11 protein-coding genes are annotated in these 14,540 nt (G+C 55.5%); 5 read left to right on the plus strand and 6 right to left on the minus strand.

The features are described from left to right. Together PanJK_RS15520 and pepA are read right to left on the minus strand one after the other, a co-directional pair. Positions 1 to 462 (minus strand): DNA polymerase III subunit chi, encoded by a 462-nt coding sequence (locus PanJK_RS15520; RefSeq protein ID WP_265300906.1) that lies wholly within the window; start codon positions 460 to 462, stop codon positions 1 to 3. Positions 463 to 634: 172 nt separating this feature from the next. After that, on the minus strand, positions 635 to 2,146 hold the full coding sequence (pepA, locus tag PanJK_RS15525; RefSeq protein ID WP_256698304.1) for a leucyl aminopeptidase: 1,512 nt from the start codon (positions 2,144 to 2,146) through the stop codon (positions 635 to 637). Positions 2,147 to 2,415: 269 nt separating this feature from the next. Between pepA and lptF the strand changes: the two genes are divergently transcribed. Beyond that, complete coding sequence (gene lptF / locus PanJK_RS15530) at positions 2,416 to 3,516, plus strand: LPS export ABC transporter permease LptF (protein WP_256698305.1); 1,101 nt, start codon at positions 2,416 to 2,418, stop codon at positions 3,514 to 3,516. Then, positions 3,516 to 4,592: an LPS export ABC transporter permease LptG gene (gene lptG / locus PanJK_RS15535; protein ID WP_008104239.1), complete on the plus strand. Its 1,077-nt coding sequence runs from the start codon at positions 3,516 to 3,518 to the stop codon at positions 4,590 to 4,592. The genes lptF and lptG overlap by 1 nt, the downstream gene beginning before the upstream one ends. A gap of 32 nt (positions 4,593 to 4,624) precedes the next feature. Here lptG and PanJK_RS15540 read toward each other — a convergent pair whose 3' ends face one another. The 3 genes from PanJK_RS15540 to PanJK_RS15550 form a co-directional block, all read right to left on the minus strand. Continuing rightward, complete coding sequence (locus tag PanJK_RS15540) at positions 4,625 to 5,902, minus strand: DUF445 domain-containing protein (protein ID WP_265300909.1); 1,278 nt, start codon at positions 5,900 to 5,902, stop codon at positions 4,625 to 4,627. 80 nt (positions 5,903 to 5,982) lie between these two features. Next, complete coding sequence (locus tag PanJK_RS15545; protein WP_265300911.1) at positions 5,983 to 7,485, minus strand: helicase HerA-like C-terminal domain-containing protein; 1,503 nt, start codon at positions 7,483 to 7,485, stop codon at positions 5,983 to 5,985. A gap of 241 nt (positions 7,486 to 7,726) precedes the next feature. Beyond that, positions 7,727 to 9,295, minus strand: coding sequence for an ABC transporter substrate-binding protein (locus PanJK_RS15550; protein ID WP_265300913.1), 1,569 nt, complete (start codon positions 9,293 to 9,295; stop codon positions 7,727 to 7,729). A gap of 532 nt (positions 9,296 to 9,827) precedes the next feature. Here PanJK_RS15550 and PanJK_RS15555 point away from each other — a divergent pair. The 3 genes from PanJK_RS15555 to PanJK_RS15565 are packed head-to-tail and all read left to right on the plus strand — an operon-like array spanning position 9,828 to position 13,621. Further along, complete coding sequence (locus PanJK_RS15555) at positions 9,828 to 10,559, plus strand: gluconate 2-dehydrogenase subunit 3 family protein (RefSeq protein ID WP_256698309.1); 732 nt, start codon at positions 9,828 to 9,830, stop codon at positions 10,557 to 10,559. A 37-nt stretch (positions 10,560 to 10,596) separates the two neighbouring features. Further along, positions 10,597 to 12,366, plus strand: coding sequence for a GMC family oxidoreductase (locus PanJK_RS15560; RefSeq protein WP_008104227.1), 1,770 nt, complete (start codon positions 10,597 to 10,599; stop codon positions 12,364 to 12,366). A gap of 4 nt (positions 12,367 to 12,370) precedes the next feature. Continuing rightward, positions 12,371 to 13,621 (plus strand): c-type cytochrome, encoded by a 1,251-nt coding sequence (locus PanJK_RS15565; protein ID WP_008104225.1) that lies wholly within the window; start codon positions 12,371 to 12,373, stop codon positions 13,619 to 13,621. 46 nt (positions 13,622 to 13,667) lie between these two features. Here PanJK_RS15565 and PanJK_RS15570 read toward each other — a convergent pair whose 3' ends face one another. Next, entirely contained in the window at positions 13,668 to 14,345 is a 678-nt protein-coding gene (locus PanJK_RS15570) for a MarC family NAAT transporter (RefSeq protein WP_265300919.1), read from the minus strand. Positions 14,346 to 14,540: the final 195 nt, after the last annotated feature.

The following is a 14,540-nucleotide window of genomic DNA, read 5'->3' on the forward strand; positions in this document are numbered from 1 at the left end:
CTACACTGTCGTTTGCGGCGAGGGTGGCGTCGCCGTATTCAATTGGAAACCAACGCTGCGATAGGCTTTATAGCGATCGCGCGCCAGTTGTTTTAGGGATTCTTCATAAGGAACGAAGTCTATCACTTCATGGAAACCAGTAGCAAAATCTGCGAACTGTGGCAGAAGGCTGATCAGCAGATCGCGCGGTGAACTGCCGCGACGCTGCGGCCAGGCCAGCTCAACCGGTGCGCCGTAGCGCGGGCCTTCACCGGCCAGGTTGTGCGGCACAAAGGCGTTGGCCGGGAGCAGCCAGAGCGCTTCATCCAGCCGATTGGCTTGTTCTTCGTTTTCGCAGGCAATCAGGATGCGTTTGCCGTCACGCCAGCGTGTTTCGGCAAGAGAGCAAACTAGAGCCTCGATGGCGGTTAAGCCGTCGCTGGCGCTCTCAGACTCCATCACATAGAAAGTGGCGTTTTTCATGGGATCCTTTGGATGAGAAGGGGGGCTGGGTGCTTGCTGTCCCCCACCTCGGTCCTCCCCCACAAGTGGGGGAGGAAGATGCTGCCCTATGTTAGTTGTGAATTCGCATGTAGCAGCGTCTCCTTCCCCCACTTGTGGGGGAAGGCCGGGATGGGGGACAGCCATCACCAAATCAATCGTCGCCGTTCAACCCTGCGCGATTCAGCAGGAACTGCGACAGCAGCGGTACTGGACGACCGGTTGCGCCTTTGGCTTTACCGGAACGCCATGCGGTACCGGCGATATCCAGGTGCGCCCAGTTAAACTTACGTGCAAAGCGCGCGAGGAAGCAGGCCGCCGTAATCGCACCGCCAGGACGGCCGCCAATGTTCGCCATATCCGCAAAATTGGATTCTAGCTGCTCCTGATACTCATCCGCCATCGGCAGACGCCAGGCGCGGTCGCCAGACTGCTCAGATGCGCTGATCAGCTCATGCGCCAGCGGATTGTGGTTCGACATCAAACCGCTGACATGATGACCCAGCGCAATCACGCAGGCGCCGGTCAGCGTGGCGACGTCAATCACCACTTCTGGCTCGAAGCGTTCAACGTAGGTCAGCGCATCGCACAGCACCAGACGGCCTTCGGCATCGGTATTTAGCACTTCAACGGTTTGGCCTGACATAGTGGTTAACACGTCACCCGGACGCATTGATTTGCCATCTGGCATGTTTTCACAGCCCACCAGCACGCCCACCACGTTCAGCGGCAGATTCAGTTCTGCCACCATGCGCATTACGCCGTACACCGACGCCGCGCCGCACATGTCGTACTTCATCTCATCCATCGCGTCGGCGGGTTTGATCGAGATACCGCCGGAATCGAAGGTTAACCCTTTGCCGACCAGCACAATTGGACGTGCTTCCGGATCGTTGTTGCCTTTGTACTCAATCACCGACATTAGCGATTCATTGTGGGAACCGGCACCGACCGCCAGATAGGCGTTCATCCCCAACTCTTTCATCTGCTGTTCGCCGATGACGCGGGTTGTTACATTTTTGCTGTACGCATCCGCCAGCTGACGTGCCTGCGACGCCAGATACGCGGCGTTACAAATATTTGGCGGCATATTGCTGAGGTCTTTTGCGGCTTTCACACCGGCAGCCACAGCTAAACCGTGTTGAATAGCACGTTCACCGCTGGTGAGTTCACGGCGGGTCGGCACGTTGAACACCAGCTTACGCAGCGGACGGCGCGGCTCGACTTTGTTGCTTTTCAGCTGATCAAAGTTATAGAGCGCTTCTTTCGAGGTTTCGACCGCCTGACGCACTTTCCAGTAGGTATTGCGGCCTTTCACGTGCAGTTCAGTCAGGAAGCACACGGCTTCCATCGAGCCGGTATCATTCAAGGTATTGATTGTCTTTTGAATCACCTGCTTGTACTGGCGCTCATCCAGCTCGCGCTCTTTACCGCAGCCGATCAGCAGGATGCGTTCGGAGAGGATATTTGGCACATGGTGCAGCAGCAGCGTTTGGCCCACTTTTCCTTCCAGTTCACCGCGGCGCAGCAGGGCGCTGATGTAGCCATCGCTGATTTTATCCAGCTGCTCAGCAATGGGTGACAAACGGCGCGGTTCGAAAACGCCAACAACAATGCAGGCGCTACGCTGTTTTTCCGGGCTACCGCTTTTTACACTGAACTCCATGCACTCTCCTGAATCTTAAAGACAACGGCCTAAGCTGTCGTTAGAATGTAGCGCGCTCGTAACTCATTAATTCGTTACGACGCCATGACAATTCAACGCCGGTAGTCATAATGAGTGGTGGTGACAAGTATGTTGTTTTTTCACCACGCTAACGCGTTCGTCATACTATTTTAGCTACGATGACGGCCATTGATGAAGAAAAATGGCTGATAAGCGTTGAAACTAGCGATTTTCCTGCAAAAAGACAAGTTATCACAGGCGTACTAAGCGTGATCATCATTAGATATCTGGTTCGGGAAACGCTCAAAAGCCAGCTGGCTATCCTCTTCATCCTGCTACTTATCTTCTTTTGCCAGAAGTTAGTGCGGATTTTGGGAGCTGCGGTGGATGGCGAAATTCCAACAAACTTAGTTCTGACATTGTTAGGACTTGGCGTGCCTGAAATGGCACAACTTATCCTGCCCCTAAGCCTGTTTCTGGCGATTTTAATGACCCTTGGGCGGCTGTACACCGAAAGTGAAATCACGGTGATGCATGCCTGCGGCTTGGGGAAAAGTGTGCTGATCAAAGCCGCGATGATCCTGATGCTGTTCACATCAATTGTGGCGGCGGTCAACGTCATTTGGTTAGGGCCATGGTCCTCACGTTATCAGCAGGAAGTGACGCAAAACGCCAAAGCCAACCCAGGCGCGGCGGCGCTGGCGGCTGGACAGTTCCAGACCTCCAGCGACGGCAATGCGGTGCTGTTTGTTGAAAATGTGAAGGGCAACCATTTCGGTAACGTATTCCTGGCGCAGTTGCGTCCGAAAGGCAATGCACGTCCATCGGTGGTGCTGGCTGATAGCGGCCACATGGAGCAGAAAAGAGATGGCTCGCAAGTGGTAACGCTGGACAAAGGCACGCGTTTTGAAGGCACCGCCTTGCTGCGTGACTTCCGCATTACCGACTTCGTCAACTATCAGGCGGTTATAGGCTACAAAGAGGCCACGCTCGATCCGAACGATGCCGATCAGGCGGATATCAGCACGCTGTTCCAGACCAAAACCCCGCAGTTCCAGGCGGAGTTACATTGGCGCTTAACGCTGGTGTTCGCGGTGCTGATTATGGCGCTGATGGTGGTGCCGCTCAGTGTGGTTAACCCGCGTCAGGGCCGTGTGCTGTCGATGCTGCCGGCCATGCTGCTGTACCTGATCTTCTTCTTGCTGCAGAGTTCTCTGCGCTCCAACGCCGCGAAAGGCCGCTTCGATCCGGCCATCTGGATGTGGGTGGTGAACTTCTCCTATCTGGCGCTGGCGGTGCTGCTGAACCTGTGGGATACCGTGCCGATGCGTCGCATCCGTGCGCGCTTTAGCCGTGGAGGATCGGTCTGATGTTTAAGGTTCTTGACCGCTATATCGGCAAAACCATCTTCAACACCATCATGCTGACGCTGTTCATGCTGGTGTCGCTGTCGGGCATTATCAAGTTCGTCGATCAGCTGCGTAAAACCGGGCAGGGCGCCTATACCGCGCTGGACGCCGGTTACTACACGCTGCTCAGCGTACCGAAGGATATTGAAATATTCTTCCCGATGGCGGCGCTGCTGGGCGCATTGCTCGGTTTGGGCACGCTGGCGCAGCGTAGCGAACTGGTGGTGATGCAGGCATCGGGCTTTACCCGCATGCAGGTGGCGCTGGCGGTGATGAAAACGGCGATTCCGCTGGTGCTGTTAACCATGGCGGTGGGCGAATTCGTTGCGCCGCAGGGCGAACAGATGGCGCGTAACTACCGTGCGCAGCAGCTGTACGGCGGCTCGCTGGTCTCGACGCAAAACGGCCTGTGGGCGAAGGACGGCAACGATTTCATTTACATCGAGCGTATCAAAGGTGATAACGAAATTGATGGCGTCAGCATCTACAAGTTCAGCGATCAGCGTCGATTACTGAGTGTTCGCTATGCGGCGAGTGCCACCTGGAATGCGGATAAAAAGCTGTGGGCGCTGTCGCAGGTCGATGAATCGGATCTGCAAGACGCGAAACAGATTACCGGCTCGCAAACGCTGAGCGGCGAATGGAAAACCAACCTGACGCCCGATAAGCTCGGCGTGGTGGCGCTGGATCCGGACGCGCTGTCGATCACCGGCCTGTATAACTACAGTAAATATCTCAAGCAGAGCGGCCAGGTTTCAGGGCGCTACCAGCTGAATATGTGGAGCAAAATCTTCCAGCCGCTGTCAGTGGCGGTGATGATGTTGATGGCGCTGTCGTTTATCTTTGGTCCGCTGCGTAGCGTATCAATGGGCGTGCGCGTGGTGACGGGGATCAGTTTTGGCTTCCTGTTCTACGTGCTGGACCAGATCTTTGGTCCGCTGAGTCTGGTCTACGGTTTGCCGCCGATTCTGGGTGCGATTTTGCCAAGCGGCGCGTTCTTCGCCATCAGCTTGTTCCTGCTGATGAAACGCCGATAAGCCTTGTAGGGTCGCCATTTATGGCGACCTTTTTACTGAATACGCTCAACCCACCCCGGCACCTGCGACAACAAATACAAAATCAGCCCAATTGTCCCGCCAACCAGCGTGCCGTTAATGCGGATAAACTGCAGGTCGCGGCCAATATTCAGCTCAATTTGCTGCGACATATCGCGCGCATCCCAGCTTTTCACCGTATCGCTAATATGGCGCGTCAGGAAGGCAGCAAACTCCGGCGCCACGCTACGTGCAGCGTCTTCGAGATGCTGATTCATAGAAGCGCGCAGCGCTTCATCGGCCGCAAGGGTTTCGCCCAGCCACAGTGCCGCCAGCCGGACGCGCTCCTGCACCCGCGAATCCTCGCTGTTCAGATCGTCTTTCAGCCAGCCACGTAAATCCTGCCACAGCTCGCCAATATAGCGATTGAACGACTCATCTTCCTTCAGCCAGCTCTTGATGGTTTCGGCGCGTTCCGCCATCTCAGGATCGCTTTTCAGCCGTTCAATCAAGCGCTGCACCGCGCGGTCAAAGCCGAGACGTAACTCATGTCCCTGGTCGAGCGCCACCTGATCGAGTATCGAATCCACCGCATTCGCCACCAAATCGGCGCTGTGCTCGCCCAGCCATTCGGTCGGCAGCATTTTGGCTTTGATCGGATGCTCGCGCTTCAGCCAGCGCACAATCTGAGCGGCGATAAACTCGCGCGTACCAGGCTTGTGCAGTAGGCGCAGCAGCTGTTGTACCGCCGCATCCAGCAGCTCCTGATGGCGATTATTTTTCGTCAGGCTATCCAGCAGCAGCGCGCTGGATTGGGTGAGATCAACCTTATCCAGTGCGCGATGCACTGCACGGCGCAGAAAACGCTGAATGCGTTGATCATCGGTGAGATCGAGAAAACCGCGCATCACCTGCAACAGATGGCGGCCAATGCGATCGGCGTTGCCCGGCGTGTTCAGCCACTGCGCCAGCATCTGCGAGGGATCGTGGCGGCGAATCAGCGCCAGCAGCGAATCGGTATCAAGGAATTTCTCCTGCACGAAGCGACCCAGATTCTCGCCAATGCGATCTTTATTGCGCGGAATAATCGCCGTATGACGCGAGATAAAGGGCACCGGCACGCGGCGGAACAGCGCCACCACCGCGAACCAGTCGGCTAATGCACCGACCATCGCCGCTTCGGCAATCGCCTTCAGCCCGAGTACCCAAAAGTTGGGGGGCAAAAACAGCGTTACCACAAAAGTCGCTGCCGCTATCAGCAGCAGCGACAGCGCCAGACGTTTGCTGCGCTTGAGTTGTTGAAATTTATCCATAGCTCCTTAAATACCCTAAATAATTCGAGTTGCAGGAAGACATGCAGCCAACGCACCTGCGGCTTGAAGTATGACGGGTATTAGCGACGACGTCCGCCAAGAAGGCTGCCAAGTACACCACGAATGATCTGATTGGTGACCTGGCGCGCGGCACTTTTTGCCACGCTCTGCACCACGCCGTCACGCTTGCCGCCGCGCGGGCCGGTGCTGCCGAACAAGATCTCCTTTAGGCCGCCGAGAATGCCATCATCGACGGCAACATTGTTGCCTTTGGCTTCCGGTGCATTGGCTTGCTGCGTGGTGGCCTGCACGCCTTTTTGCAGCATTTCGAATGCCGATTCACGATCCACTTCCGTGTCGTATTTACCATACAGCGGCGAGTTGTTAATCAGGCCGTTACGTTCATCCTGGCTTACCGGCCCCATGCGCGAGCCGGGCGCAATCACCATCGCCCGCTGCACCATCGATGGACTGCCTTTTTCATCGAGGAAGGAGATCAGTGCTTCGCCAGTGCCGAGCGCCTGAATCGCCTCGACGGTATCAAACGCCGGATTGGCGCGCATGGTTTCAGCGGCGCTTTTTACCGCTTTCTGATCTTTCGGCGTAAAGGCGCGCAGAGCGTGCTGCACGCGGTTGCCGAGCTGGCCCAGCACGTTGTCGGGAATATCGGCGGGATTCTGCGTAACGAAATAGACGCCAACGCCTTTCGAGCGGATCAGGCGAATCACCTGTTCCACTTTCTCCAGCAGCACCGGCGGCGCATCGGTAAACAGCAGATGCGCTTCGTCGAAGAAGAACACCATTTTCGGCTTATCGAGATCGCCGGCTTCGGGCAAGTGCTCATACAGCTCGGCCAGCAGCCACAGCAGGCTGGTGGCGTAGAGTTTCGGCATTTGATAGAGCTTTTCCGCTGAGAGGATGTTGATAAAGCCTTTGCCGTTGTTGTCGCAGCGCATCCAGTCGCGGATATCCAGCATCGGCTCGCCAAAGAAGTGCTCGGCACCTTGCTGCTCCAGCGCCAGCAATCCGCGCTGAATCGCCCCAACGGACGCGCTGTTGATGTTGCCATATTGCGTCTGGAAGGCCTTGGCGTTGTCGCCGATGTACTGCGTCATGGCGCGCAGATCTTTGAAATCCAGCAGCAACAAGCCCTGATCGTCGGCGATACGGAAGATGATTTGCAGTACGCCCGATTGCACCTCGTTGAGGTTGAGCAGACGCGCCAGCAGCAGCGGGCCGAGATCGGATACCGTGGCGCGCACTGGATGGCCTTGCTGACCAAAAATATCCCACACCATCACCGGATTTTTCTGCGCCTGCCAGTCGGTAACGCCAATCTTCGCCAGACGCGCCAGCAGCTTCTCCGCACCTTCACCCGCAGCGGAAATGCCGGTGAGATCGCCTTTCACATCGGCCATAAACACCGGCACACCGATATCGGAGAAGGATTCCGCCAGCTTTTGCAGCGTGACGGTTTTGCCGGTACCGGTGGCGCCGGTGATCAAACCGTGGCGGTTGGCCATGTTGGAGAGAAGATGCAGTTGAACGTCAGGCGTTTGGGCAATCAGTAACGGAGTGGTCATGATTTTTTCGCTCTCAGGCAATAGGTTATGCCTGAAAGGATAGCAAGCGGCGTGAGAGGAGAGAGGAGGATTGTGCCAAAAAAGGCGTAATTATGTGCCTGCTGTCCCCCATCCCGGCCTTCCCCCACGAGTGGGGGAAGGAGACGCTGCCACATGCAGCTTCAGTACTGACATGTGGCAGCATCTTCCTCCCCCATTCATGGGGGAGGACCGAGGAGGGGGAATGCGAGCACGCTCTAAACTACTTCTGCACCGAATCAAAAAACAGCAAACTCACGCCAATCCCTTGCTGCACATGATTCACGTTATTCCGCACCGCCACCTGCTGTGCGCCCTGCAGCGTCACTACGAACGGTGAGTTCTGTTGCACGGTTTTCTGCAACTCGGTATAGAGCGCGCGGCGCTTAGCGGCATCGCTTTCACCGGCGGCAGCGCGGGTTTTCGCGCTCAGATCCGGAATATCCCAGCCGACGCGCCACGCCAGGGTTTTGGAACCGCCCGGCACGTTATACGCAAAGGCGCTGGCGTTGGTGTTCGGATCGACATAGTCCGCGCCCCAATAGATGAAGATCGACTGGAAATCGCGACCGCGCATTTTGCTCCACAGCTCGGATTCCGCCACCGGCTGCAACTCAATCTGCACATCGGCTTTGGCGAAGCTGGCCTGCAGCGCCTGCGCCACGTCAATGTAGGGCGGCTGATTGATCACCGTCAGCGCAAACTTCGTCCCTGGCTTGATGCCGCCTTTGGCTAAAATCGCTTTGGCTTTCGCCACATCGTAGTGGAACGGCTGATCGTCCAGCGCGCCGTCAAAGCCCTGAGGCAGGAAGCTCTGATGAATGCGGTACTGACCTTTCAGCAAATCCTTCGAGATGGAATGGTAATCCACCAGCCAGCGCGCGGCTTGCCACAGCGCCGGATTGCCTAATGCCGGTTGCGCTTTGTCTTGGGTATTGAAACTGAGGTAGTAAACCAGGCTCGATGGGAAGGCTTCAATGCGCAGGTTCTTGTCGCTCTTCAGCGCATCAATCTGATCCGGGCCAAGCTGATACGCCACATCGACATCGCCTTGCTGAATCAGCAGACGACGCGCACCGGCATCCGCCACGCCTTTAAGCAGAATGCGTTTCAGCTTCGGCTGCGGATTAGCTTGTTGGTTGGCGCTCAGCACCAGCGCCTGCTGCGGCACATATTGCTGAAGGATAAATGCGCCGCTGCCGGCGGAGTTGGTGTGCAGCCAGCCGTTGCCGAGATCGTTATTAGCGACGTGTTGCTGCACGGTTTTGCTATCCACCACCGAGGCCACCGGCGCGGTCAGCAGGCGCAGCGCCAGGTTCTGACCAATCTGCGCTGGCCAATGAATCTCCAGCTGATGGTCATTCAGCACTTTAAACTGGCTGGCGATGTTTTCATTGGTCCAGCCAAATTCGGCGAGAATGAAAGAGGGCGCTTTGTTGAGCTGTACCGCGCGCGTCAGTGAGAAGATCACATCCTGCGCCGTCACCGGATTGCCGCTGGAGAAGTGTGCGTCGGGTTGGATGTTGAACACTAAGCTGTGCGGCGTGCTGCCTTGTTGCCAGTGGGTGGCCAGCAGCGGAGCCAGTTTCTGTGGATCATTACGATCCGCCTCCACTAACGTTTGGTAGATGTTGTGCTGCACGCTGTTACTGACGGTTTCGAAGCTTTCAGCGGGGTCGAAGCTAATAATGCCGTCGAGCGGGACGGCGACGACAAGGGTATCTTTCGGTGTGGCGGCGTGCAGTGCAAAGCTGCTGCCCCATAAAGCGACGAGTAAAATCAGTGAGCGCATTATTATTGTCCTGAGTGATAGATAAATTCACTCTATCTCTGCCGTCGCGTTGGCAAAATGCCGGTTTGTTCTGAGCTGTGCCGGAAAATAACAATTGATTACCTTGAGGTATTATTGCGTTTGTTTTGTGCGCGACTTGTCATTTTCGCGAAATAGATCGTTCATCTGCTGGTCAATAAAGTAAATAGGATGTTATAAATGAGAATAATTCTCTGGTATGGAAGTATGATTTTTTTTCATTGATTCATTTGTGCGATTATTTCTTCGCGCGATAATACCTGGTCAAATGCCCACTGATTAGTGCCAATATCCCATCAAATGTACGGTTAAAACCGTATTTTTCCCCTCGAAAGCCTTTTACCAAGCCTTAACCTAAATTCAACATGATGATTGAATTTCATCAAAACACATCCTTTATTGAATTTTTACATTCAGAAATACCTATATCCCTAAGATTGCCAGGTTATTTACCGATTTATAAAGCCATTAACAAAAATAATTATCTTTCTTAGCAAGTGAGAGTCGTCGCGCCATGCTTCTAAATAAACCGACCACCAGACGTAAGTTTTTACTTGGGTCGCTTCTGGCTTTGCCATTAAGTGACCTGGTATTTAAGGGATTGACTGCGGCGCAAGCTGCGGAAATGGCAGCACCTGAGCTCGCCGACTATAAACCGATCTTTTTCAGTGCCGATGAGTGGCAATTTATTCTGGCCGCAGCCGATCGTCTGATTCCCGCCGGCGGCAAAGGTAAAGCGCCAGGTGCACTGGAAACCAACGTGCCGATCTTTATCGATCAGCAGTTGCACAGCCCGGAGTTTGGGGCAGAGATCTACATGCAAGGTCCTTTCAACGTGCATGCGCCTGCCACCATGGGTTATCAAATCCCGTTCACGCCACAGCAGATGTACCAAACCGGTATCAAGCTGGTGAATCAATGGACGCAAAGCAACTTCCAGAAACCGTTCCATGCGCTGTCACTGGAAGAGAAAGATGCGGTCCTCACCAAAGTGAACAAAAACGACGGTATCGACTTCGCCGCGCTGGGCGAAGAGAACCTGAAAGCCTCGCAGTTCTTCAGCCAGCTGCTCTCAGATACCAAACACGGCTACCTCGCTGACCCGATGTACGGCGGCAACAAAGGCATGAAAGCCTGGATTGCCATCGGCTTCCCGGGCGCACGCGCCAGCTTTACCGAATGGGTGAAGCAGCACAACGTGCCGTACCCGCTGGGACCGGTCAGCCTCTTGGGTGAAAGCGCGTAAGCACACCCCCGTTTTTGGTATGTGAGACAGGATTAACATGGCACAGATTACAAAGAAAGAAGTCGACGTCGTCGTTTGCGGCCTCGGTTGGGCCGGCTCGTTGATGAGTATCGAACTGGCGATGGCGGGACTCGAAGTACGCGCATTAGAGCGCGGCGGCGAGCGTGATTACCCGGATTTCGCTTACCCGAAACCGGCTGATGAATACGCCTACAACGTGCGTAACAAAGTGTTCGCCACGCCGAAAGAAGTGGCAGTCACCGTGCGTTACAACAGCAGCCAGACGGCGTTGCCCACCCGTAAATGGGGCGCGTTTGCGCCGGGTACCGGCGTCGGCGGCGCGGGTATGCACTGGACGGCGGTACTGATTCGTCCTACCCCAACCGATATCAAGCTGAAAACCTACGTCGATGAGGCCTACAAGCCAGGCATCCTGCAGGAAGATATGCGCGTGATGGACTTCCCGTTCACCTGGGAAGAGATCGAGCCGTATTACTACAAGTTTGAGCTGATCTGCGGTCAATCGGGTAATACCGGCAACCTGCGCGGCCAGATTCTGCCGGGCGGCGATCCGTTTGAAGGCCCACGCTCTGAACCTTATCCGCTGCCTGCGCTGGAAGACACGCTGAACAACGTGATGTTCAAAGAGGCGGCCACCAAACTCGGCTATCATCCGTTCCCTAACCCTTCTGCCTGCGTATCGCGCGCGTGGAAAAACCCGTATGGCAACCAGATCGCGCCGTGCAACTACTGCGGCTACTGCTCCAAATATCCGTGCCTAAATTACTCAAAAGCCTCACCCCAAACTGCGGTGATGGATGCGCTGAAGCGCATGCCAAACTTCTCTTACGAAGTGCACGCCGAAGTGGTGAAAGTGGTGCTGCACGACGACCAGAAAACCGCCAAGGGCGTGATTTACTACGATGTGGACGGCAACGAAGTGTTCCAGCCAGCGAAGATCGTGGTGCTCTCCAGCTTCCAGCTCTACAATGTGCGCCTGATGCTGCTTTCCGGTATCGGCAAGCCTTATAACCCAATCACCGAAGAAGGTGTGGTAGGGCGTAACTACGCGTTCCTGTCGAACGGCGGCGCAACCCTGTTCTTCAAAGACAAAAACTTCAACTCTTACGCCACCGCCGGCGCCACCGGCCAGATGTTCAACGACATCTCGCCAGGCAACTTCGACGGTCCGGGCCTCGGCTTCCTGGGCGGCGCCAAGATCCACAGTTCACAGGCCACCGGTACGCCAATGGCCGCTGCGTTGCCGAAAGGCACACCGAGCTGGGGCATGGGTTACAAGGAAGGTCTGGAGGAGTGGTACAACCATTCCATGAAGATCAGCATCACCACCACGTGCCAGTCGTACCGTGATATCTATCTGGATCTGGATCCAAACTACACCGACCATCGCGGTCAGCCGTTGCTGCGTATGACGTTCAACTGGAAAGAGAACGAACTGAAGCTGCAACAGCATCTGAAAGGCATCGTCGGCAACATCGCTAAAGAGCTGAACCCAGACAGCATGAGCATGAGCTTCCTGCCGATGGGCGCGGATTTTGACCTCACCAAATACGTTTCGACCCACAACGTGGGCGGCGCGGTGATGGGCGATAACCCGAAAACCTCTGCATTGAACAAGTACCTGCAGAGCTGGGATGTTCATAACGTGTTTGTGCCGGGCGGCAACGCCTTCCCGCAAAACTTCCAGGCGAACCCGACCGATACCATCGGCGCGATCACCTTGATGGCGGCACAAGCGATCAAAGAACATTATCTGAAAAATCCCGGTCCACTGGTACAGGCATAAGCGCATGAAATTAAAATCATTGTTAATCGCCAACGCCGTGCTGCTGGGCAGCTTTGCAGTGCAGGCACACGCGGAAGATGAAGCTCAATTGATCAAGCAGGGTGAATACCTGTCGCGTCTCGGTGACTGTATGGCGTGCCATACCGTTTCTGGTAAAGGGGATTACGCCGGTGGTTTGGCGATTGAGTCGAATCTCGGCACCATTTACTCCACCAACATCACGCCGGACAAAGAGCACGGCATTGGCAACTACAGCGAGCAGCAGTTCTCGGACGCGGTGCGCAAAGGCGTGTTGCCGAACGGGTCGCGCCTCTATCCGGCGATGCCGTATCCGGATTACGCCAAAATCTCCGATGCCGATATGCACGCGCTCTACGTCTACTTCATGAAAGGCGTGAAGCCGAGCAGCGAGCAGCCGCCGGAAACCGATCTCAGCTTCCCGTTCAGCCAGCGTTGGGGCATGCGCTTCTGGAACTGGGCGTTCACCTCTGACAAGCCATTCCAGCCGATTGGTGGCGCGTCAGAAGAGGTTAATCGCGGTGCGTACATCGTGGAAAGCCTCGGTCACTGCGGCAGCTGCCATACGCCACGCGGCCTCGGTATGAACGAGAAAGCGCTGGATAGCGGCGACGATCAGTTCCTTGCTGGTGGCAGCCTGAATAACTGGGATGTGCCGTCACTGCGTGGTTTGCCGCGCTGGAGCGAGCAGGAGATCGTTGATTATCTGCAAACCGGTCGTAACGACAAAGCAGCGGTGGGCGGAGAGATGAAGTCGGTAATTGAGCATTCGAGCTCGCACATGACCGATGCTGACCTGAAAGCGATTGCCTCCTATCTGAAGTTCATTGGCGGCAACCCGGCGTTGCAGGCATACGACGTGAAGAAACAGCAGGCGACGGAAGCGAAACTGACTGCCGCGAAAGGCTTGTCGGAAGGTGAGCGTCTGTATATCGACAACTGCGGCGCTTGCCACTTTGTCACTGGTAAAGGCGCGCCGGGGATCTTCCCGGAGCTGGATCAGGCGACGATCGTCAATGCCAAGGATCCAAGCGGTTTGATCCACACCATTCTGGCCGGTGCGCAGCAGCCATCGACTGAGAAGGCGCCATCAACGCTGGCGATGCCAGGTTTTGCTAAGCGTCTGGATGATGATCAAGTGGCCAAACTGGCGACCTTCATTCGTCAGGGCTGGAGCAACAATGCGCCAGCGGTGACGAAAGATCAGGTAGCAGAAGTACGTAAAACATTGAAATAAAACCGTAAGGTCGCCATTCATGGCGACCTTTTTTAAGGTCTTAATATCAATGATAATTATGAATCACTTCTAACACGCCGTTAATCACGAACTGCACGCCCATACACACCAGCAAAAAGCCCATCAAACGTGAAATCGCTTCGATCCCACCTTTACCAACCAGCTTCATGATGGCACCCGAACAACGCAGTGAAATCCACAGAATCACCGACACGGTCAGAAATATCAGCACCGGCGCAACGGCAACCACCCACGCCGGGAAATCCACGCCCGATTTGACCGTCGACGCGGAACTGATGATCATCGCAATGGTGCCAGGACCCGCGGTGCTCGGCATCGCCAGCGGCACAAACGCGATGTTGACGCTTTCGCGATTGCTATCGGTCGCGTCCAGCTCATCCTGCTTATGCTCGGCTTCGACCGAATGCCCCACCGGTTTGGCCGGAAACAGCATGCGAAAACCGATAAACGCCACAATCAGCCCGCCCGCCATGCGCAGGCCGGGAATTGAGATACCAAAGGTGTGCAGCACTGCGCTGCCGGCGTACCACGCCACCATCATAATCAGGAACACGTAGATCGAGGCCTGCATCGCCTGGCGATTACGCTCCTGGAAATTCATCTCTCCGGCCAGGCCGAGAAACAGCGCCACGGTGGTCAGCGGATTGGCGAGCGGCAAAATCACCACCAAACCCAGCCCGATGGCTTTAAACAACTCCAGCATGAAATGTCCTCAGAATTCCTGGTCGCCATAAATGGCGACCCTACAAAAAACGGCAACCCCCAAACGTAGGGGCGCCATTTATGGCGTAATGCCGATCAGTTAAGCCCGAAATGATCGGTTGAACGATCCTCCAGTTCTGCAAAAATCCGTAATCTCACAGGGATTACGGATTTTTTTATGTTACTCAGTCAGGCT

Source organism: Pantoea sp. JK (assembly GCF_026130245.1).
Taxonomy (GTDB): Bacteria; Pseudomonadota; Gammaproteobacteria; order Enterobacterales; family Enterobacteriaceae; genus Pantoea; species Pantoea trifolii.

Coding starts and splice junctions, on each gene's coding strand:
- lptG (WP_008104239.1), top strand. CDS start 3,516: ATGTTTAAGGTTCTTGACCGCTATATCGGCAAAACCATCTTCAACACC.
- PanJK_RS15520 (WP_265300906.1), bottom strand. CDS start 462: ATGAAAAACGCCACTTTCTATGTGATGGAGTCTGAGAGCGCCAGCGAC.
- pepA (WP_256698304.1), bottom strand. CDS start 2,146: ATGGAGTTCAGTGTAAAAAGCGGTAGCCCGGAAAAACAGCGTAGCGCC.
- PanJK_RS15570 (WP_265300919.1), bottom strand. CDS start 14,345: ATGCTGGAGTTGTTTAAAGCCATCGGGCTGGGTTTGGTGGTGATTTTG.
- PanJK_RS15555 (WP_256698309.1), top strand. CDS start 9,828: ATGCTTCTAAATAAACCGACCACCAGACGTAAGTTTTTACTTGGGTCG.
- PanJK_RS15560 (WP_008104227.1), top strand. CDS start 10,597: ATGGCACAGATTACAAAGAAAGAAGTCGACGTCGTCGTTTGCGGCCTC.
- PanJK_RS15565 (WP_008104225.1), top strand. CDS start 12,371: ATGAAATTAAAATCATTGTTAATCGCCAACGCCGTGCTGCTGGGCAGC.
- PanJK_RS15550 (WP_265300913.1), bottom strand. CDS start 9,295: ATGCGCTCACTGATTTTACTCGTCGCTTTATGGGGCAGCAGCTTTGCA.
- PanJK_RS15545 (WP_265300911.1), bottom strand. CDS start 7,485: ATGACCACTCCGTTACTGATTGCCCAAACGCCTGACGTTCAACTGCAT.
- PanJK_RS15540 (WP_265300909.1), bottom strand. CDS start 5,902: ATGGATAAATTTCAACAACTCAAGCGCAGCAAACGTCTGGCGCTGTCG.